16 protein-coding genes and 1 pseudogene are annotated in these 17,857 nt (G+C 48.7%); 5 read left to right on the forward strand and 12 right to left on the reverse strand.

Annotated features, from left to right (window positions below):
• Nucleotides 1–32: 32 nt before the first annotated feature.
• From K6J74_RS08485 to fliW, 8 genes and pseudogenes are all read right to left on the reverse strand, one after another.
• Nucleotides 33–1,462: pseudogene (locus tag K6J74_RS08485) on the reverse strand (hydantoinase/oxoprolinase family protein); the annotation flags it as partial.
• Nucleotides 1,459–1,890, reverse strand: a complete 432-nt coding sequence (locus tag K6J74_RS02855; protein WP_260321681.1) for an acetone carboxylase subunit gamma — start codon at nt 1,888–1,890, stop codon at nt 1,459–1,461. The gene K6J74_RS02855 and the pseudogene K6J74_RS08485, both read right to left, overlap by 4 nt.
• Before the next feature lie 9 nt (nt 1,891–1,899).
• Nucleotides 1,900–3,810, reverse strand: a complete 1,911-nt coding sequence (locus K6J74_RS02860; RefSeq protein WP_221272370.1) for a hydantoinase/oxoprolinase family protein — start codon at nt 3,808–3,810, stop codon at nt 1,900–1,902.
• 63 nt (nt 3,811–3,873) lie between these two features.
• Entirely contained in the window at nt 3,874–4,482 is a 609-nt protein-coding gene (locus tag K6J74_RS02865) for a 3-oxoacid CoA-transferase subunit B (RefSeq protein ID WP_221272371.1), read from the reverse strand.
• Entirely contained in the window at nt 4,483–5,178 is a 696-nt protein-coding gene (locus K6J74_RS02870; RefSeq protein WP_221272372.1) for a CoA transferase subunit A, read from the reverse strand.
• Between the two features lie 11 nt (nt 5,179–5,189).
• The gene (locus tag K6J74_RS02875; RefSeq protein WP_221272373.1) at nt 5,190–6,365 is read right to left on the reverse strand and encodes a thiolase family protein; all 1,176 of its coding nucleotides are present in this window, start codon (nt 6,363–6,365) and stop codon (nt 5,190–5,192) included.
• Nucleotides 6,366–6,486: 121 nt separating this feature from the next.
• The gene (locus K6J74_RS02880) at nt 6,487–7,260 is read right to left on the reverse strand and encodes a pyrroline-5-carboxylate reductase dimerization domain-containing protein (RefSeq protein ID WP_221272374.1); all 774 of its coding nucleotides are present in this window, start codon (nt 7,258–7,260) and stop codon (nt 6,487–6,489) included.
• Nucleotides 7,250–7,657 (reverse strand): flagellar assembly protein FliW, encoded by a 408-nt coding sequence (gene fliW, locus K6J74_RS02885; protein WP_221272375.1) that lies wholly within the window; start codon nt 7,655–7,657, stop codon nt 7,250–7,252. The genes K6J74_RS02880 and fliW overlap by 11 nt, the downstream gene beginning before the upstream one ends.
• 116 nt (nt 7,658–7,773) lie before the next feature.
• On the opposite strand from fliW, the gene bamD reads away from it, so the two are divergent.
• Genes bamD through K6J74_RS02910 form a run of 5 tightly spaced genes read left to right on the forward strand, consistent with a single transcriptional unit; the run spans nt 7,774 to nt 12,696 of the window.
• On the forward strand, nt 7,774–8,415 hold the full coding sequence (gene bamD / locus K6J74_RS02890) for an outer membrane protein assembly factor BamD (RefSeq protein WP_221272376.1): 642 nt from the start codon (nt 7,774–7,776) through the stop codon (nt 8,413–8,415).
• 8 nt (nt 8,416–8,423) lie between these two features.
• Nucleotides 8,424–10,823 carry an endopeptidase La gene (lon, locus tag K6J74_RS02895; protein ID WP_221272377.1) on the forward strand — a complete coding sequence of 800 codons (2,400 nt, stop codon included), beginning with the start codon at nt 8,424–8,426 and terminating at the stop codon, nt 10,821–10,823.
• Nucleotides 10,823–11,656, forward strand: coding sequence for a prephenate dehydrogenase (locus K6J74_RS02900; RefSeq protein ID WP_221272378.1), 834 nt, complete (start codon nt 10,823–10,825; stop codon nt 11,654–11,656). The genes lon and K6J74_RS02900 overlap by 1 nt, the downstream gene beginning before the upstream one ends.
• A gap of 9 nt (nt 11,657–11,665) precedes the next feature.
• The gene (gene fliQ / locus K6J74_RS02905) at nt 11,666–11,932 is read left to right on the forward strand and encodes a flagellar biosynthesis protein FliQ (RefSeq protein WP_221272379.1); all 267 of its coding nucleotides are present in this window, start codon (nt 11,666–11,668) and stop codon (nt 11,930–11,932) included.
• On the forward strand, nt 11,932–12,696 hold the full coding sequence (locus tag K6J74_RS02910) for a UDP-N-acetylmuramate dehydrogenase (RefSeq protein WP_221272380.1): 765 nt from the start codon (nt 11,932–11,934) through the stop codon (nt 12,694–12,696). The genes fliQ and K6J74_RS02910 overlap by 1 nt, the downstream gene beginning before the upstream one ends.
• Before the next feature lie 11 nt (nt 12,697–12,707).
• Here the strand turns inward: K6J74_RS02910 and K6J74_RS02915 are convergent, their stop codons facing one another.
• The 4 genes from K6J74_RS02915 to rpoD all read right to left on the reverse strand — a co-directional run bounded on the left by K6J74_RS02915 (nt 12,708) and on the right by rpoD (nt 17,737).
• Nucleotides 12,708–14,063: an FAD-dependent oxidoreductase gene (locus K6J74_RS02915; protein ID WP_221272381.1), complete on the reverse strand. Its 1,356-nt coding sequence runs from the start codon at nt 14,061–14,063 to the stop codon at nt 12,708–12,710.
• A 68-nt stretch (nt 14,064–14,131) separates the two neighbouring features.
• Complete coding sequence (locus K6J74_RS02920) at nt 14,132–15,400, reverse strand: C40 family peptidase (RefSeq protein WP_221272382.1); 1,269 nt, start codon at nt 15,398–15,400, stop codon at nt 14,132–14,134.
• Nucleotides 15,393–15,839: a low molecular weight protein-tyrosine-phosphatase gene (locus tag K6J74_RS02925; protein WP_221272383.1), complete on the reverse strand. Its 447-nt coding sequence runs from the start codon at nt 15,837–15,839 to the stop codon at nt 15,393–15,395. The genes K6J74_RS02920 and K6J74_RS02925 overlap by 8 nt, the downstream gene beginning before the upstream one ends.
• Complete coding sequence (rpoD, locus tag K6J74_RS02930; protein ID WP_221272384.1) at nt 15,836–17,737, reverse strand: RNA polymerase sigma factor RpoD; 1,902 nt, start codon at nt 17,735–17,737, stop codon at nt 15,836–15,838. Before rpoD ends, K6J74_RS02925 begins: the two co-directional genes overlap by 4 nt.
• Nucleotides 17,738–17,857: the final 120 nt, after the last annotated feature.

A 17,857-nucleotide genomic window follows, 5' to 3' on the forward strand; every position in this document is an offset into this window, starting at 1 on the left:
GCAAAGGGGGGGAATAGGATTTTTTGTATGCCTGCATGGTAGGCGATCCCACAAGCGTGCAAAGGCCCATTGCCCCCATAGGCAACCATGGTGAATTCATCCACATTGCCCCCGTTTTTGCGTAGCTCCATTTCAATGCCGATCGCCATTTGCTCATCTACAGTGCGCTTAATCACCTTAGCCACTTCGATCACATCCAAATCCAAGTGGTCGCAAAGCTTGTCTTCAATCACGAATTTAGAGCGTTTGGGGTTGAGCTTGATCACCCCGTTGGCGTAGTTGTCCGGATCAAGGTAACCTAAGAGTAAGTCGGCATCGGTAACCGTGGGGTTTAACCCGCCCCGATCATAACACGCCGGCCCGGATCTGAGCCCGCACTCTCAGGCCCGATTTTCACCGCTTGGTGGATGCGATCGTAAGTGGCAATCGACCCACCCCCAGCCCCTAGGGTGTTTAGGTGGATCATAGGCAGGGTTACCAGCCAGCGGCAGATCACGGGCTGGAAGTCGTAGTGTTTGACCCCACCCTTAGGCAAAATCCCGATGTCAAAGGAAGTTCCGCCCATGTCCATACACACCACATTGCCAATGTCCGTGGTTTCGGCCAAGTGCTGGGATGCGCTCACGCCACTAACGGGTCCGGAGTGGATGGTTTGTAGGCTATCTGTGGAGTTGCTCTGCGCCATCCCCCCGCTGTTGTGGATCACGAGCATGGGCTTGCCATACCCACTATCACGCAGGTTAGAGCTGAGCTGCCCTAGGGCGTGGAACATGATTTCATACAAAAAAGCGTCTATGATCGTGGTGTTGGCGCGCACATATTCGCCCTTGCGCCCCGAAACCTGCGAGCTTAAGATCACGGGGATCGCCCCAAGTTCGTGGGCGGGGTATTCCTCTAAGATTGTTTCAAGCACGAGCTGCTCGTGGCTGGGGTTTTCGGTGGCATTGGTGAGCGCAACCACAATCGCCTGCGCCCCATTATCCACCAAGTCGCGCACCTGCTTTCTAACATCCTCTTTTTGCAAGGGCACTAAAATTTCGCCCACGCTATCCACGCGTTCTTTGACGGAGCGCACCATACGCCTAGGCACGATGGGATCGGGGCGTTGGGCGTTTGGCATATTGCCTTGCTCGGTAACATCTAGTCCCTCACCATAGCCCTTGCCCCGTGATAGGTGGATGGTGTCCTCAAAGCCATGTGTAACAATCGCCCCCACTCTAGGCCCCTTGCCCTCGATCAAGGCATTTGTGCCTAAAGTGGTGGCGTAACGCACGCTATCCACCTCTTTTAGCACCTGTTCCCTAGTGAGCCCTGCGATTTTACAAGCATTGTCCAAGGCGGCGTTAAAGCCCAAGGACAAGTTGTGGTGGGTGGTTAAGGACTTGGATTCAATGTATTTGCCATCCCACGCAAAGAAGCAATCCGTGAAAGTCCCGCCAATGTCTACAGAAATGCGCTTCATGCTCTCTCCTTACTTTTTGTCAAACTTAGCCCGCAAATCGGCTTGGGCGTTCTCACCGGGTCCATAATGCACGCTGGTTTCGGGGTCTTGCCCGATCTCTTTCCAACGCCTTTTAAGGTCGTCAATGTCCCAAAGCATGTCAACGGTGGGGGGTAGTTTGGGGGGACATACTCGGTTTCAATCTGTGTCCCACAAGTGGGGCAATAGTATTCGTAAATACGGCAAAACTTGGGGTCGGGCGAAAAGGTGTATTGGTAGCGTTTGGGGTCTAAAATGGGCGGATGGATCTCCTCGGGGTTTCTGTCGTAAATAAGAGTGCCCTTTTTGTAAGTATCTCTAGCATCGCCAAAGTCATGCCCACACACACGGCAGAGCCACCGCTCGCTGTTTAAATCGATCATCAGGTATTCGGTCATAGGAACGCGCATGTTTTCTCCTTATGCTTTCAAGTCTTCTAAAATCAAATCGCCATTGTCGGTCACGGCTAGGCTCCACCCTTCTGGCACCCTAGCGGTGAAAAAGGGTCCCTCCACAATCGCCGGACCCTCCATATAAGCCCCCATTTCTTGTTTCTCTAATACCAACACCACCTCTTGGTGCATGCCATCCAAGCCCACAACATTTCTTGTCCCGCTCACTTTCGCCCCGATCTTGCGTTTAGGTAAACTCGCCCGCAAGTTCGGGTGTGAGAGTTCGTAGCGGATGTGGTAGGCTAAAATGCGTTTTTGGTCTTTATTGATTTGGGCGGTGTCCTCTAGGGTGGTGCTGTGGCTTTCAGAGCCATCGGTGTTTTCCACAATCACCCGCCACGCACCCTTGCAATCTTCAAAATTATAACCCTCTTGGAACATGTGCCGTTTGGCGCGCTCTTGTATCTGGGTTTTGATTTTCTCAATCTCGTGTTTATTTAAACCCGTGATGTCGTGCTCAAAGGTCTGCGCCACATCCGAAAAGCTGATTCCATAGGCAGAGAACACCGCCGCAAGCTTAGGCACAATCACCCGCTTAATGCCCGCTTTTTTAGCGGCCAAGCACGCGCTCATCGGTCCCCCACCCCCAAAGGCAGCTAGGACCGTGTCCTGTTGCACCTGTTTTTTCAAACACGCAGCAAGCCTTTCGGCGTAGGCTTCCTCCATTTTAAACAAAGCCTCCTCAAACTTTAAGCCCAAAGGTTTGGCAATGTTCTCGGTGATGGCTTGGATGGCACGCTCTTTATCTAGCTTTTGCTGCCCGTTTAAGTAGGTGTCGGGGTCAATGATACCTAAAGCTACATTGACATCGGTGATGGTCGCCTCCTTGCCCCCAAAGCCAAAGCATGCCGGGCCAGGGGCTGCCCCCACGCTCTCAGGCCCCACTAAAATCTCGCCTCTGTCGTTTAGCCTAAAAATTGACCCCCCGCCCACGCCAAAGGATTTCACATCACTGAGCTCAAATGAGATTTGCACCCCCCCAATGTGGCCGCGTCTTTCGGTTTTGATCTTATGCGCCTCCACTTCGCCCACATCCGAAGTTGTGCCCCCCACATCCACCATCAGCACATGGTTAAAGCCATAGGCTTTGGCTAGGGCTTTGGTGCCTTCAATCCCCCCTCTAGGACCCGAAGAGTAGGTTTTTAAGGCGACCGATTTAGCCACCCGAGAAGACGCGCCATCGTTGCGGTAGATCAAAAGTGGGTTTTTTACCTTGTGGGCGCGTAAGCGGTGTTCGGCAGAGTATAAAAAGCGCTCCATTGTGGGGTGTAAAAAGCTGTTTAAAAGAGCCGACCAAATGCGTCTAGTGCGGCTCGTGTCGTTGGTGAACTCCCACGAAAAGAGCACGGGCACAGAGCCTAGTAGGTGTCTAGGAAATTGCAATAAAAAGGCATGTTTAAAGTCCTTTTCATCATCCTTGTTTTCAATGGCAACCACGAGCCGCTCCGCCCCCTTGTTGGTGAGCGTGTTCACGGCGTTGGCCAAATCTGCTTCAAAGTCCTCACCCGCCAAATCGGCGATCACAAAGACCCGATCGCCCACCAAACTACTAAATAACTCTTGCTGCTGTGCGCTTTTGGTGAGCTTGTTTTCTAAAGAGGCATCGTTGGTGATTAAGCCTAGTTTAGGCCCCTTGCGCTCCACTAAAGCGTTTGTGCCTTGCGTGGAGGAGTAGCGGATCAAATCCGTGCTGTGCAAGAGTTTGACAAAGCCATCGGGGCCAAAAATCTCTTCACTCGCCTTGGTGATTCCCTTAAAAAAACACTCAGAAAGATCCACAGGAGTGGTTAGGGTCTTAGTGTAGCGCACCTCAGAGCCCTGCACCACGCAAATGTCTGTGAGTGTCCCGCCATTGTCTAGATTGATTAAGTATTTCATTGGGTATCCTTTCAATTTTTTAGCTTATTTGCGCCCAAAAACTTATGCATCACGCACACCTACTTAAGGCAGGGGGGGGTTAGAAACCCCGGGGGCTAGTTCTAGGGGGACAAACTTGCCCCCCTGCAAGGCAAACACGCCTAAATTGGTGATGACTTTAGACACGCATTTAGGGCCGGTCAGGGGCAAGGAGCACTCTTTAACCAGCTTACAGTTACCCTTTTTATCGGTGTGTTGCATCAGCACAATGACCTTTTTTGCGCTCGCCACTAAATCCATCGCCCCCCCCATGCCCTTAACTAATTTGCCCGGCACCATCCAACTAGCCAAATCCCCCTGTGCCGAAACCTCCATCGCCCCCAAAATCGTTAAATCGATGTGTTGCCCACGAATCATGGCAAAACTCTCAGCCGAGCTAAAGTAACTCGCCCCTAAACTCTCTGTAATGGTTTGCTTGCCTGCGTTGATCAAATCCGCATCCACCTGCTCTTTGGTAGGAAATGGACCCATGCCAAGCAAGCCGTTTTCACTCTGCAACATGACATTGATGTGCTTGGGGATGTAGTCGGCAACCAAAGTGGGGATGCCAATCCCCAAATTGATAGAATAGCCGTCTTTAATGTCCTCTACCGCCTTTTTAGCCATTTCTTCTCTGCTCCAACCGCTTGGCATTCATTCCCCTTTCTTTAGCGTGAGTTGCTCAATGCGTTTTTCAAACTGCCCTTTAAAAATGCGGTCCACAAATACTCCGGGGACATGGATGAAGTTAGGATCAAGAGCACCTAAAGGGACAATCTCCTCCACCTCAACGACCGTAACTTTTGCCGCCTTAGCCATCATTGGGTTGAAGTTCATGGCGGTTTTGTTGAAGATCAAATTGCCGTAGGTGTCCGCCTTTTGCGCCTTGATGAAGGCAAAGTCCGCCTTTAGGGCTGTTTCTAAAATGTAGGTGCGCCCCTCAAAGTCCTTATGTTCTTTGCCTTCGGCGATGATTGTGCCCACCCCCGTGGGCGTGTAAAAGCCGGGAATACCCGCCCCGCCCGCTCTAATGCGCTCGGCTAAAGTGCCCTGCGGGTTAAACTCCACCTCGATCTCTCCGGCTAAAAATTGCTGCTCAAACGCAGAATTTTCGCCCACATAGCTGGCGATCATTTTTCTAATCTGTTTGTTTTTTACGAGTAGGCCCAAACCGAAATCATCGACCCCGGGGTTGTTAGAAATGCAAGTGATGTTTTTCACCCCACTTTGGCTCAAGGCTAAAATGGCATTTTCAGGGATGCCACACAGCCCAAAGCCCCCAAACATGAGAGTCATGCCATCTTGCACGCCCGCGATCGCCTCTCCTATGCTCTTAACGACCTTATCCACAGACAAACCTTTTACAACCGCTCGATGAGCATCGCCAACGCCTCGCCCCCGCCCACACACAAGCACGCCACACCCAGCTGTTTATCATAAGTGTGCAAGGCATGCACCAAGGTCGTTAAAATCCTAGCCCCACTGGTCCCAATGGGGTGTCCTAAAGCGATCGCCCCCCCATTGACATTCACTTGGCTATCTTTCAAACCTAAATCTTTTTGGGTCAACACCCCCACCACCGCAAATGCTTCGCTGATTTCGTATAAGTCAATGTCGCCGGGCTGTTTATTGTTATTCTTTAAGAGTTTTCTAATGGCTGGGGCTGGGGTAGTGGTGAAAAGGTGGGGGTCGTGGCTAAAGGATGTATAATCTACGATCTTAGCTAGGGCTTTTGTATGCGTGTCTTTAGACAAGTCGGCTGAACCTAAGACTAACATACTCGCCCCATCGCTGATTTTACTGGCATTAAAGGCGGTGATGGTGCCCTCGGGGTCAAAGGCGGGTTTGAGCTTTAAGCCCTTGTCAAAGTTCACCCTCGTAGGCTCTTCATCCACACTCACCACGATTTCGCCCGTACGTCCGCGCATGGACACGCTGATCATTTCGGGTTTGAAGACATGGTTTTCAATGGCCTTGAGGGCTTTTTCGTAGCTATTTTTGGCAAAGTTATCTTGCTCGGCACGGCTGAGGTGGTTCAAGCGAGCGCAATTTTCCGCAAAGTCGCCCATCCGCACTTTTTTGTAGGCATCTTGCAAGCCGTCTTTGAGCATGCTATCCTCTAGGGCAGTATCACCCATTTTAAAACCCGCCCGGCTTTTCATCAACAAGTGTGGGGCAAGGCTCATGTTTTCCATGCCCCCCACTAAGACGACCCGACTGCGTCCCAAAGCAATTTCATTAGCCCCCAGCATCACAGCCCTTAAGCCCGATCCACAAGCCTCATTGACTAGCCAACAAGCAATAGACTTAGGCAAGTTCGCCCCCAGGGCGACTTGTCTAGCGGGGGCTTGCTTTAGCCCACTGCTTAATACATTGCCGACAATGCAGCTGTCTACAAAGCTGGCATCAAACCCACTTGCGTGCAGAGCTTGCTCGGCCACCAAAGAACCTAACTTTGTGGCGGGGACACTGGCTAGAGTGCCGTTAAAAGACCCGATCGGCGTGCGCTTGGCGCTGTAAATGTGGACTTCGTGCATGTTTGCTCCTCGTGTTATTATGGGGGCATTATTACACACAAAAAGTACGCATTACGCTAACGAAAGTAAAAATTTTACTTAAAAAAGACGCAGAGTTTTACATTCTGTAACAGATAGCGGGTTAAGATTTAGATTTGTAGCGTTGGGCTATGGCGTGGCAAGCTTGCATGATCGCCCCCCTAACGCCCTTTTCCTCAAGCACGCTTAAGCCCTCGATGGTCGCGCCCGCAGGGGTGCAGATGTTTTGGCTGATTTCTTGAGGGCTTTGGGTGGCAAGCAAGGCACTAAAGCCCTTAAAGCTTTGGATGATGAGTTCTTCGGCTTGGGTGTGTTTTAAGCCCGCCCGAACACCGGAGTCGATCAAGGCTTGGGTAAATAGGCTCAAAAAAGCGAGCACACTCCCATTAGTAACCATAGAAGCGTTCACCAACTCTTCCTTATCCACTTGTACGACTGTGCCAAAGCTCGCGAGTAGGTCTATGAGTTCCTTTGGAGTGGGGTTGGGGCTGTAGTAGGTCGTGGCTGAGAGCCCCAAAAAGGCGGCAACATTTGGCATGAAGCGCACAAAATGGGGGGCTTGTAAGTGGGCCTTTAAAATCTCAAGGGACATGCCGGCAAGTGCGCTTAAAACGGCGCTGGCTTGCCCTATGTAGGTGAATGCGCTTAGGGCATGGGACTTTAGGGTGAGAAACACCACGCTATCTGTAATGTCAATGCTTTTGTCGCAGGCTTGTAGGTTGACAAAGTCTAACCCCTCTTGCTTTAAAAAGGGGGCGATTTTGCTCGGGTCTTTGCCCACAATGCTGACTACTCGCCCCACTAGTGCACCTTGCATGCCCTTTAAAATTGCCTTAGTGATTTGACCATAGCCGATGAATAAAATTTTACTTGTCATGGACGGGTTGCCTTTCTTGGTAGAAACCAGAGATTTTTTCTGAGATTTTGTATTGGGGGTATTTCGTGCTGTCTAAAATCACTTGCGCCATGAGTTTGTGATCAAAGTTAAAGACTAAAGGGGCTAGAAAATTGATGGTGGATTCTTTAAGGGGGCTTTGGATCACCATGATGTTGGCGATAAGGATATTTTGGGCTTGGTCTAGGTTTAAGAGCGTTTGTAAGGGCATAGGGATTTCAAATTCATAAGGGCGCAAGGCAAAGGGGTTCACTAGAGTAAAGGTGGGCGTGGGCGCATCGGCGTTGCGCAAGCGCATGAACACTTCATCGATCTTTTCTAAGTCCATTTGGCAGACTTCTTCAAACCCCAAAATGGGGGATTTTACACTAAAAACCATACCAACCCTTGAATTTGTGTAACTTAAGGGTTTGATTCTACTAAAACTACTCCAAAAAATCAATTTAATTAATTTAGGGTTTTTGGTATAATGCGGTTTTAGCTTTAAGGATCAGGATGCGTGTAGTTTTACTCTCAGCTGTTGTTTTAGCCTTGTTTTTTGGATGTGCTAAAAAGACAAAAGAGTCCATTTATAACCGACCGGCGATCTTTTGGTATCAAGGGATTTTGCGTGAGATTTTGTTTTTAAATTTAGAAACAGCGGATAATTATTATTCATCGTTGCAAAGCGAGCACATCAACTCGCCTTTAGTGCCCGATGCCATGCTTGCTTTAGGGCAAGCCCATTTAAAGAAAAAAGAATTTGTTTTGGCAGAATACTACTTTGATGAATACATTAAACGCTTTGGCAATCAAGACAACATCGACTATTTGAAGTTCATGAAGTTGCAAGCCCGTTACTACGCTTTTAAAAACCACAGCAAGGACCAAGAGTTCATGTCCAACACCATCGGCATGCTCAATGACTTTGTGGACAAATATCCTAGCAGTCGCTTTTTAAACCAAGTGGAGTACATGCAAGTCAAGTTCATTTTGGGGCAAAACGAGTTGAATCGGGCGATCGCCAATGTGTACAGAAAACGCCACCAAAAAGAGGGCGTGAAACGCTATTTAGAGAGGGTGGATGAGGTTTTAGAGAAAGAAACCCACCCCAAAAAATCCTACATGCCTTGGTATGTAGCTATCTTTAACTGGTAAGGGTCAAAATGACAGATAAGTTTCCAAGTGTCGTACCTGTGATCGTAGAGGAAGATTCGTTTATGTATCCCTTTATGATTGTGCCTATTTTCATCAACAGCGAGGCAAACATTAGAGCGGCAAACAAAGCTGCGCAAGAAAGAAACGACTTGATCTTTGTGAGTTGTGCTAAGACAAATTCCAACACAACCGACAAAGATAAGTTTTATGATGTGGGGGTGATTGGCTCAATTGTGCGTAAAGTGGTCCTGCCCGACAACCGCATGAAAATCCTCTTTCAAGGCATTTGCAAAGGGCGGATTTTAAACATTGAATCCACTGACCCCCTAGAGGCGATGGTGGATGTGATTACTTACAAAGAACAAGACAGCGACAAAATCAACGCCGTTGTAGATATTCTCAAAGAAAAAGTGGGGAGCTTGGCAAACATCAGTCAGCTTTTCCCCCCCGATTTGCTAAAGGCAATTGAGGACAATAACGACCCCAACCGCATTGTAGATTTAGTCGCATCTGCCTTGCGCCTTAAAAAAGACCAAGCTTACACACTCTTTGCAAGCGATGACACCGAAGAGAGATTATTAGGGCTGATCGACCTGGTCATGGAGGAGATCAAAACCCAAAAACTCCAAAAAGAGATCAAAAGCAAAGTCCATAGCAAAATGGAGCAGGTCAACAAAGAGTACTTTTTAAAAGAACAACTCAAGCAAATCCAAAAAGAGTTGGGCATTGACAAGCAAAGAGATGAGGAAATCCAAGAGTACTTCCAAAAATTGAGTGCCATTGAGCCCTTCATCACCAAAGAAGTGCATAAAGAGATCAAAAAGCAGATCGAACGCCTAAGCCGTGTGCACCAAGACAGCTCGGATGTGGGGATTTTGCAAAATTACATTGAATGGGTGCTCGACATCCCCTTTGGGCAATACAGCGATAAAAAGCTTTCCATTAAAGAGGTGGAGAAGCAATTAAACGCCGACCACTACAGCCTAGAAAAGCCCAAAGAGCGCATTGTGGAGTATTTTGCGACTATGGAGCTGATGCGCCTACGCAAGCAAGAGAACAAAGAGACCAAGGGCACAATTTTATGCTTTTATGGTCCCCCCGGGGTGGGTAAAACGAGTTTGGCTAACTCCATTGCTAAAGCCATAGAACGCCCACTTGTGCGCATCGCCCTAGGCGGGCTAGAGGATGTCAATGAGCTTAGGGGGCATCGGCGCACCTATTTGGGCTCTATGCCCGGGCGCATCGTGCAAGGCTTGATTGAGGCTAAAAAAATGGACTGCGTGATGGTGCTAGATGAGATTGACAAGGTGGATAAGAGCATGCGCGGGGATCCAGCCAGTGCACTTTTAGAGATTTTAGACCCCGAGCAAAACACCAGCTTTAGGGACTATTACACCAACTTCAACATTGACCTCTCTAAGATCATCTTCATCGCCACCGCCAACGACATTTCGACGATCCCCCCACCTTTGAAGGATCGCATGGAATTTATCAGTGTGTCTAGCTACACCCCCCAAGAGAAAGAGCAAATCGCTATCAATTACTTGATCCCCCAAGAGTTGAAAAAACACGCCCTAAAGCCTAGCGAAGTGATGTTCACGCCCGAGGCGGTGCAGCTCATCATTGAGAAATACACCAGAGAGGCGGGGGTGCGGGGCTTAAGGCGCACGATCGCCACAATCATGCGTAAATGCGCTAAAAACATTGTCAACAACCAAGAGGATGGCAAGAAACGCAACCGCAAAACCACGATCACCCCTGAGAAAATCCCCGACTTTTTAGAAAAAATCGTGTTTGAGATCGACCCTGTGGATAAAGAGGATGCGTTGGGCATCGTGAACGGCCTAGCGTGGACAAGCGTGGGTGGGGATGTGCTCAAAATCGAATCGGTGAAAATCAAGGGCAAGGGAAATTTAAAACTCACGGGAAGTTTAGGCGAGGTGATGAAGGAGTCCGCCCAAATCGCCCACTCGGTGGTCAAAACCCTTTTAGATGAGGAAGTGCTGATCGCCAAGAAAAAGCGCCCCAAAGAGAAGGACAAAGAAAAAGAGAAAATCTACAATCTTTACGACATACACCTACATGTCCCAGAGGGGGCGACCCCCAAAGACGGACCCAGTGCGGGGATCACGATGGCGACTAGCATTGCATCGATCTTGTGTGAAAAAAAGGTACGCTCCGATGTGGCGATGACGGGCGAGCTCACCTTAAGTGGGCGGGTTTTGCCCATTGGCGGACTTAAAGAGAAATTGATTGCCAGCTTTAAGGCAGGCATTAAAACCGCCTTGATCCCTGAGAAAAACTACCAGAGGGATTTAAAAGACATCCCAAAAGAGGTGCAAGAGCACATGGAAATCAAAGCCGTGCAGACGATCGAAGATGTGCTCGGCGTGGCGTTGGTGCCCTAATGCAGGTAGGCATTGTTGGGTTAGGGCTTATGGGCGGGTCCTTGGGGCTTGCTTTGCAAGAGGTGCGCCACGAGCTAGGCATCAAGCGCATTTTAGGCTGTGATAGTAACCCCTTGCACGCCCAAATGGCACTCAGCTTAGGGCTTGTGGAGGAGTGCGTGGATTTGCACGCCCTGCAGAATTGCGCCGTGGTGTTTTTGGCGATCCCCTTAGATGGCATTGTCCAAGTCTTGCAAAGTTTCAAGCCCAGCTTGCAAACCACCATCATTGAAGTTGGCTCCGCCAAAGAGCAGATCGTGAGCGCCATCCCCTTAAGCCTACGCCCCCAAGTCATCGCCACACATCCGATGTGTGGGACGGAGTTTTATGGTCCCAAAGCCGCCCTTAGGGGGCTTTACCAACATAAAATCGTGATCTTCGTGGATTGCGACAAGAGTGCGCCCGAACATGTCGAGAGGGCAAAAGAAATTTTTAGCGCAATTGGCATGCAACTTGTCAAAATGGACGCCAAAAGCCACGATGCGCACATTGCCTTTGTGAGCCACCTGCCCCACGCCATTAGCTACGCCCTAGCCAATGTCGTTTTGTCGCAAAAGAGCCCACAGACGATTTTATCTTTAGCTGCCGGGGGCTTTAAGGACATGAGCCGCCTTTCTAAAAGCTCGCCCGTGATGTGGCGCAGTGTGTTTAAGCAGAACAAAGAGCAAGTGTTAAAGGCAATGGGGGCGTTTTTGGAGGAAATGGGGGCTGTGCAGGGCTTGCTTGAGAGCGAGGATTGGGAGGCGTTAGAGGCGTGGATGGGGCGTGCGAATCAACTGCAAGAATTTATGTAAGGGGATCTAATGGAAGCGCAACTAATGAAACTTGCCATTGAAACCTATAAAATCACCTTAATGATCTCTTTGCCTGTGCTCTTGGTGGGCTTGGTGGTGGGGCTACTTGTGAGCATCTTTCAGGCCACAACCCAAATCAATGAGATGACTTTGTCCTTTGTGCCTAAGATTTTAGCCGTGATCGCCGTGATCATCTTTACCATGCCTTGGATGCTCAACATGCTCTTAGATTACACACACACCCTTTTTAAACTGATCCCCAAGGTGATCTCTTAGTGTTGATCGACTTCTCCCGCTACTCCAGCGTGAAGATCGGCGGACCCGTGCAGGTGCGAGTGTTGGATGAGTGCGCCCCTTATGTGGGCGTGCAGATGGTGGGCTTGGCAAACAACCTTCTAGTCGCCCCAGAGGCAAAAAACCTAGCCATTCTATCTAAGAATTTTGATTACATTGCCGACTTGGGCACGCATTTAGAAGTGGGGGCAAGGACAAACGCCCAAAAGCTCTTTAGCTACTACAAAAACCACGATTTGCAGGGCTTGGAGTTTTTAAACGCACTGCCCGGCAGCGTGGGCGGTCTTATGAAAATGAACGCAGGCATGAAAGCCTATGAGATGAAGGAAGTGGTGGAGGCGTTGAACATCAATGGGCAGTGGGTGGAAGCGGCGGATTTGGGCTTTGCTTACCGCACCAGCAATATCCAAGGCGTGGTGTTTAAAGCCCGCCTTAAAAAAGTGAAGGGCTTTAGAGAAAGCGTTTTTCAAGAGTGTCAGCGCTTGCGCTTTCACCCCAAAAAACCTAGCTTTGGCAGTTGCTTTAAAAACCCCGTGGGTGACTTTGCTGGCCGGCTGTTAGAGGCGGTGGGGCTTAGAGGCTTTCGCTTAGGGGGTGTGGGCTTTAGCCAAAAGCACGCCAATTTTTTAATCAATCTTGGGGGAGGGGACTTTGACGAGGCGTTAAAGCTCATCGCCCTAGCCAAAGAGCGGGTGTTTAACGCCTTTGGCATCGCCCTAGAGGAAGAGGTTTGTATCTACCACTAGCCCTCAAAGCCTTAAAGCGTGTCTAGCTCTTCGGGGGACAAATCTTCATAAAAGCGCTCGAGCGCAAAATCCACACCCAAGTATTTAGCAATTTCTTGTGCATCAATCAAGGCGTTTTGTAAACAGCTGGTCGCCCCGGGGGAGGGGGTCATGTTAAAAGTGATGCCTTGATTGGTTTTAATGCGTTTTTCGCCTAGCACGAGCTTTCTCTTGGTGCGATCGAGCACCTGCGGGCGCACTTCGCCAAAGCCATGGGCGTAGTGCAGATCGGTAAGAGAGAGGGAGGGGATGATCTTTCGCGCATCGTGTAAAAACTTGCGCTTGCCGATGTAGGGGACTTCAAAGATCATGTTTTTAAAGACATAGTTGCGGATGTCGCGCTCCACAAACAAGTCAAAGACGATATTCAGTACATCGGCGTTGCAGTCCATTTTCATCAACTCCCAGCTGATGCCCTTGAGCAGTTTTTTATTGCGCTCTAACTTGGGCATGGCTAGAGCGGTGGGCCCTATGCGGGTGCGCCCTTTAATCACCACATCGGGGTCGCCATGCAAAGCGGCAAAGGGCAGTTTGGGGTTTTGCACGGTGTAGACCTTGCCGCGCAACAAGTCGGGCACAAAGTAGAAACTCCCCGCCACAGGCATACAGCCCAAATCCAAGCCATAGCCTAGCGATTGCGCTAGAGGCAGGGCGTAAGAGCCGGCATTGACCAAAATATATTTGGCGTAAATCTCATCGGTTTCATCGGAGATCAACGCCCAGTCGCCTAGCCGTTTTTCAATGGTTTCTACATGGAAGTTTAAAAAGACTTGGTTATGGGGCTTGATCGCCATCGCTTCGCTCACGAAGTTTTCGCTCAGCAGGGCGTAGTTCATCGCACACCAATCTTTTTCAAACCCACTCCCCACGACATTTTCAGGGCGTTCTAGCCCGTGGTCTTCTAAGATCACCTGTGGTTCGATCTCTTTGACTTTTTTCTTGTCAAAGAAGGTAAGGCCCGGATAGATCTCTTGGAACTCTTCATGCCTTTGGGTGATGAAGGCACACTCCACATCGCCCACGCCGATCGCCATTTTTTGGCACTCAAAGATCGCCTTGTTTTGCAAGCCCTTGTTAAAGGCGTAGTGGCGGACTTTATCGGCTGAGAGCTTAACCTTACGCGCCTTTTGGGCGGTGTAGTTGGTTTCAATTGAGCCATCGTGGATGGTTTGGGAGTTGGCCTTTGCGCTAGAACTCACCTTCGCCAAAGCCTCTCTTTTGTCTACAATGGCGATTCTCTTAAGGTCGGTGTATTGGCTAAGCACCCAGAAGGCAGCACAGCCAGACACCCCGCCCCCGATGATTGCCACATCAAATTCATGGTTCATTCTTGTCCTTTTTTACCAGCAGTAAAGGTCGATTTTAGCACATTTAGTTATGAAAACCTTTAAGCCCTTTAAAATTTGTTGGGTAGTTTAAGCGCATAGCGGTATAAATCCGACATGCCCAAAATCCGTGCTAAGAGCGAAAAGGCGGGGGGATGTTTGGCGTTTTTATACCCAATGTCTAAGGTCGTGATCGCTGCTTTTTTAATGTTGTAAGTGTTGTTCTTAGACACCAGTACAGACCATACATTGTGCGCCACGATCGCCCTATGGTGCTTTACGCCCAAGTAGAGCATGATGTGCCCTTTTAGCCACAAAATCGTGGCAAAGGGGGTGGCGTGCCTGATGATGTAGGCTTCCTTTTTTCTTGGGGGTAGGTGGCTTAAATCCACCATGTTGTTGGCATAGCGCACTTGGGCTAAAGAGTTGCGGGGGAGCAATATCCCAAAACTTGCAAAGCTATCCCTTGTAAAAGCCGAGCAGTCACGCTTTTGATCTGCCCCGCCCCAACCATAGGGTTGGCCAAGCATAGTGTCGATCACCACCGCCATCGCTCTTTGGGTGAAGGGGCGAGGAAAGGGAGTGAAGTGGGGGGAGTGCAAAGGGGTTGGGATTAATTTTACAAAGCCCTCAGTATCCTTAGCATAGGTGTAGACCTGCCTAAAGTGGTGAGGGACTTTAATGAAAATCTCGCCCATGTGCGCCACACCCCTATTAGCCAAAGGGATCTTGTCCCTTGTGGGGGTTAAATAGTGCCTGAAGTGCAAGAAAGTTTGCACTTGTTTAGAACTCACGGCGGCGAGTTTGTCTAAACGCACCCAGCCAAAGACAAAAGAGCTTTGGATGTGGGCGTAGGTTTTTGCCTTGTTGTAATGGGTGATGAGCACGGGCGTGCCCGCAAAGATCATAGAGTTTTGCCAACGATCAAAGGGGTAGCCGTCTTTTAAATAATAGGGTGCATCTGTAGGCACAGCCCGCACATTGGCATCAGCGATCACAACCGCTCTAATCCCCACGCTTGGGTAATGGGCGATGTCCATGTCCGCCAAAATCTCTTGTAATTTAGCGTTGGTGTAGGGTTGTAGGTGCTTGTCGTAGCCTGGCTCATGCAAAGTCTCTTGTATCCAAAAGACCTTGTCTAAATCCTCCATTGTTTGCATGCCCATCCAAGGAGCATACCACTGTTTTAAATAGGCTTTTTTGAGCTTAGTTCTTGAGGGAATGGGGAGTTTAAATTTTGGCAAGTAGCGACTCGCCTCTTGGGGTAAACCTAGAAGACTTGGGGGGTTGGCGGGTAAAAGAACAATAAGGCTTAAAGGGGCAAGAAACACCTTAAGCATGCAAACTGGTTAAGAGATTTTGCACCCCTAAATCGATCAAGGCATAAACCTCCTCAAAATCTTTCTCCTGTGTATAGGTGTAGGGGTCGGGGATGTCCACACCCCCTAGACCAAAATCCCCAAGTTTACAGATATTAGGATGTGAAATACCCAACTCTTTTAAAGATCTAATGTTGCTATCATCCATCGCCACAATACAATTAAACTTATTTGCTAGCTTTTGGGTGATGGGTTTACTCCTAAAAGGGGTTAAATCGATGCCATGACTCTTGGCTAAGGCAATGATGGGTGGGTGGGCTAGCTCACCCTCGTGGTAGCTAGAAATGCCCGCCCCATCTACAACTAAAGGCAACTTTTGTTTTTGGATAATGTCAGTGGCAATCCCCCTAGCGAGCATGGAACGGCAGATGTTGCCCAGGCACAGAAACAAAAGGCTCATATACGCAAATAACTTCTTAGTGAGCGCCCGTATTGGGGGCTTCTAAGCTTTTTGATCGCGCTGCTTTCAATTTGGCGCACCCTTTCACGCGTAACACTGAGCTCTTTGCCTATCTCCTCTAAGGTGCGATCACTCTCGTCCTCTAGCAAGCCAAAGCGCATGCGGATCACGGATTTTTCGCGCTCATTGAGCTGGTCTAGCACACCATCAATTTGGGCCTTTAAATCCTCGCGCATGATGTGGTCCATAGACCCCACCACATTGCGATCCTCTACAAAGTCCCCAAACTTGCCATCATCGTCATTACCTACGGGCGACTCTAGGCTAACGGGTTCTTTGGTGATTTTAATGACATTTTTGACTTTATCAAGGGGCAAGCCCACTTCTTTAGCCACCAGGTCTAAATCCGGCTCTTTTCCATTTTCTTGCATGTGCTTACGCATGACTTTGTTGATGCGATTGATCGTGTCGATCATATGAATGGGGATGCGGATAGTGCGGGCTTGGTCGGCAATCGCACGGCTGATCGCCTGCTTGATCCACCAAGTGGCGTAAGTGGAGAATTTATAATTTTTCTCATGCTCAAACTTATCCACCGCTTTCATTAAGCCGATGTTACCCTCTTGGATCAAGTCTAAGAAAGGTAGTCCTCTAGAGGTGTAGCGTTTGGCAATGCTCACCACAAGGCGTAGGTTGGAGCGTGCCATTTTGTTTTTAGCTTTGTCGGAAATGAGTTTGCCCCGTTTGATTTGGTTTAAAATCTCTTTGAGCTTGCTAGGTTCTAAATTAAAGCCATCCTCGCTCGCTTCCTTGGTTTGGAAGAGCTTTTTAATCTCCATATAAATATTGATCATTGTGGCTTCAGGCACCATGGTGGCGATTTCTTCACGGCTCATGGTGGTGATATTTTTTAAGATATTTTTATGGTTCTCTATCAAAGCCTCGTTGAATAAAGACAGCTTATACTCCAAGCGTTTTAACTCTTTTTCAAAACCATCGCCACTTTTTAAAGAAGTCTCCATGGCTTTCACAAGTTCGCTAATGAGCTTACTTGTAGGTCCCAAGTCATAGAGCTTCTCTTTTAAAACACGGCATTTGTAGGCTAGGGTCAACTCGTGCAAAAGTGGGTCTTCTTGCTCCTCCTTGGGGGTGTTTAGGAATTTGAGCCAATCTTTTTTCGCCTTGCTTAGGGCTTTAAAGCTCTCTAGGACTTTTTCTACCCGTTTTTTATCCTTTTCGGATACATTTTTTTTCATTTCAGGGTTGTCCTCTTCCTCGCCCTCGCTCTCTTCCATCTCGACCTCTTCATCCTTTTTGGGCACACTCCCTTCATCGTCAAAGTTTCTAAACAGCTCTTTAACCCGTCTCTCGCGATTGATTAGGGGGTCCTTATAGTTGTAGATGAAGTCGATGAGATAAGGCACAGAGCAAATCGCATCTAAAATGATGTTTTCGCCTAGCTTAATCTGTTTGCTTAAATACACCTCTTCTTCCTTACTAAGAAGGGGGATTTCGCCCATTTCGCGCAAATACATGCGCACGGGACTATCGCTCCTAGACCATTCGGGTAATTCTTTTTCTTTAAAGTCTAGGTTTTCTTCAGGCTCTTCCTCAACAAGCTTAGATTTTTTACGCCCACCCACTTTACGCTCAAGTGAGGATAAGGAAGTGTGGGCGTACCCAAATGAGTGGACAAAGGTTTTATTGTATTTTTGCGCCCACTCTTTGAGCTTTTTGAGTTGAGAAACACTAGGGATCTTTTGCAAGATGTCAATGACCCGTTCGTAAGCAACACCGGGTTGCTCTGCTTTAAAGAGCTGTTCTAACTCTTCTTGGATAGTGGGCTGTTTTGTAGAAACCTTGGGGGGGTTTGGGGCTTTATTATCTTTGTTTTCCATGTGTCCTCGCTTTAGATGGTTGAAACCTACTCGTGGAAAGGCTTTATAGCAAAATATGGCTTACAAATGTATAAAAGGTTAAAAATTGCTTGTGCTATAATGGGGCTTTTGTTAAGGTAG

It is taken from the genome of Helicobacter sp. NHP19-012 (genome assembly GCF_019703325.1).
In the GTDB taxonomy this organism is placed as follows: domain Bacteria; phylum Campylobacterota; class Campylobacteria; order Campylobacterales; family Helicobacteraceae; genus Helicobacter; species Helicobacter gastrofelis.

Bases quoted from the DNA above. Each gene is read 5' to 3' on its own strand.
- K6J74_RS02925 (WP_221272383.1), bottom strand. From the start codon at position 15,839: ATGAGCCTTTTGTTTCTGTGCCTGGGCAACATCTGCCGTTCCATGCTC.
- bamD (WP_221272376.1), top strand. From the start codon at position 7,774: ATGCGTGTAGTTTTACTCTCAGCTGTTGTTTTAGCCTTGTTTTTTGGA.
- K6J74_RS02855 (WP_260321681.1), bottom strand. From the start codon at position 1,890: ATGCGCGTTCCTATGACCGAATACCTGATGATCGATTTAAACAGCGAG.
- fliQ (WP_221272379.1), top strand. From the start codon at position 11,666: ATGGAAGCGCAACTAATGAAACTTGCCATTGAAACCTATAAAATCACC.
- K6J74_RS02880 (WP_221272374.1), bottom strand. From the start codon at position 7,260: ATGACAAGTAAAATTTTATTCATCGGCTATGGTCAAATCACTAAGGCA.
- K6J74_RS02920 (WP_221272382.1), bottom strand. From the start codon at position 15,400: ATGCTTAAGGTGTTTCTTGCCCCTTTAAGCCTTATTGTTCTTTTACCC.
- K6J74_RS02865 (WP_221272371.1), bottom strand. From the start codon at position 4,482: ATGCCAAGCGGTTGGAGCAGAGAAGAAATGGCTAAAAAGGCGGTAGAG.
- K6J74_RS02875 (WP_221272373.1), bottom strand. From the start codon at position 6,365: ATGCACGAAGTCCACATTTACAGCGCCAAGCGCACGCCGATCGGGTCT.
- K6J74_RS02915 (WP_221272381.1), bottom strand. From the start codon at position 14,063: ATGAACCATGAATTTGATGTGGCAATCATCGGGGGCGGGGTGTCTGGC.
- fliW (WP_221272375.1), bottom strand. From the start codon at position 7,657: ATGGTTTTTAGTGTAAAATCCCCCATTTTGGGGTTTGAAGAAGTCTGC.
- K6J74_RS02900 (WP_221272378.1), top strand. From the start codon at position 10,823: ATGCAGGTAGGCATTGTTGGGTTAGGGCTTATGGGCGGGTCCTTGGGG.
- K6J74_RS02860 (WP_221272370.1), bottom strand. From the start codon at position 3,810: ATGAAATACTTAATCAATCTAGACAATGGCGGGACACTCACAGACATT.
- rpoD (WP_221272384.1), bottom strand. From the start codon at position 17,737: ATGGAAAACAAAGATAATAAAGCCCCAAACCCCCCCAAGGTTTCTACA.
- lon (WP_221272377.1), top strand. From the start codon at position 8,424: ATGACAGATAAGTTTCCAAGTGTCGTACCTGTGATCGTAGAGGAAGAT.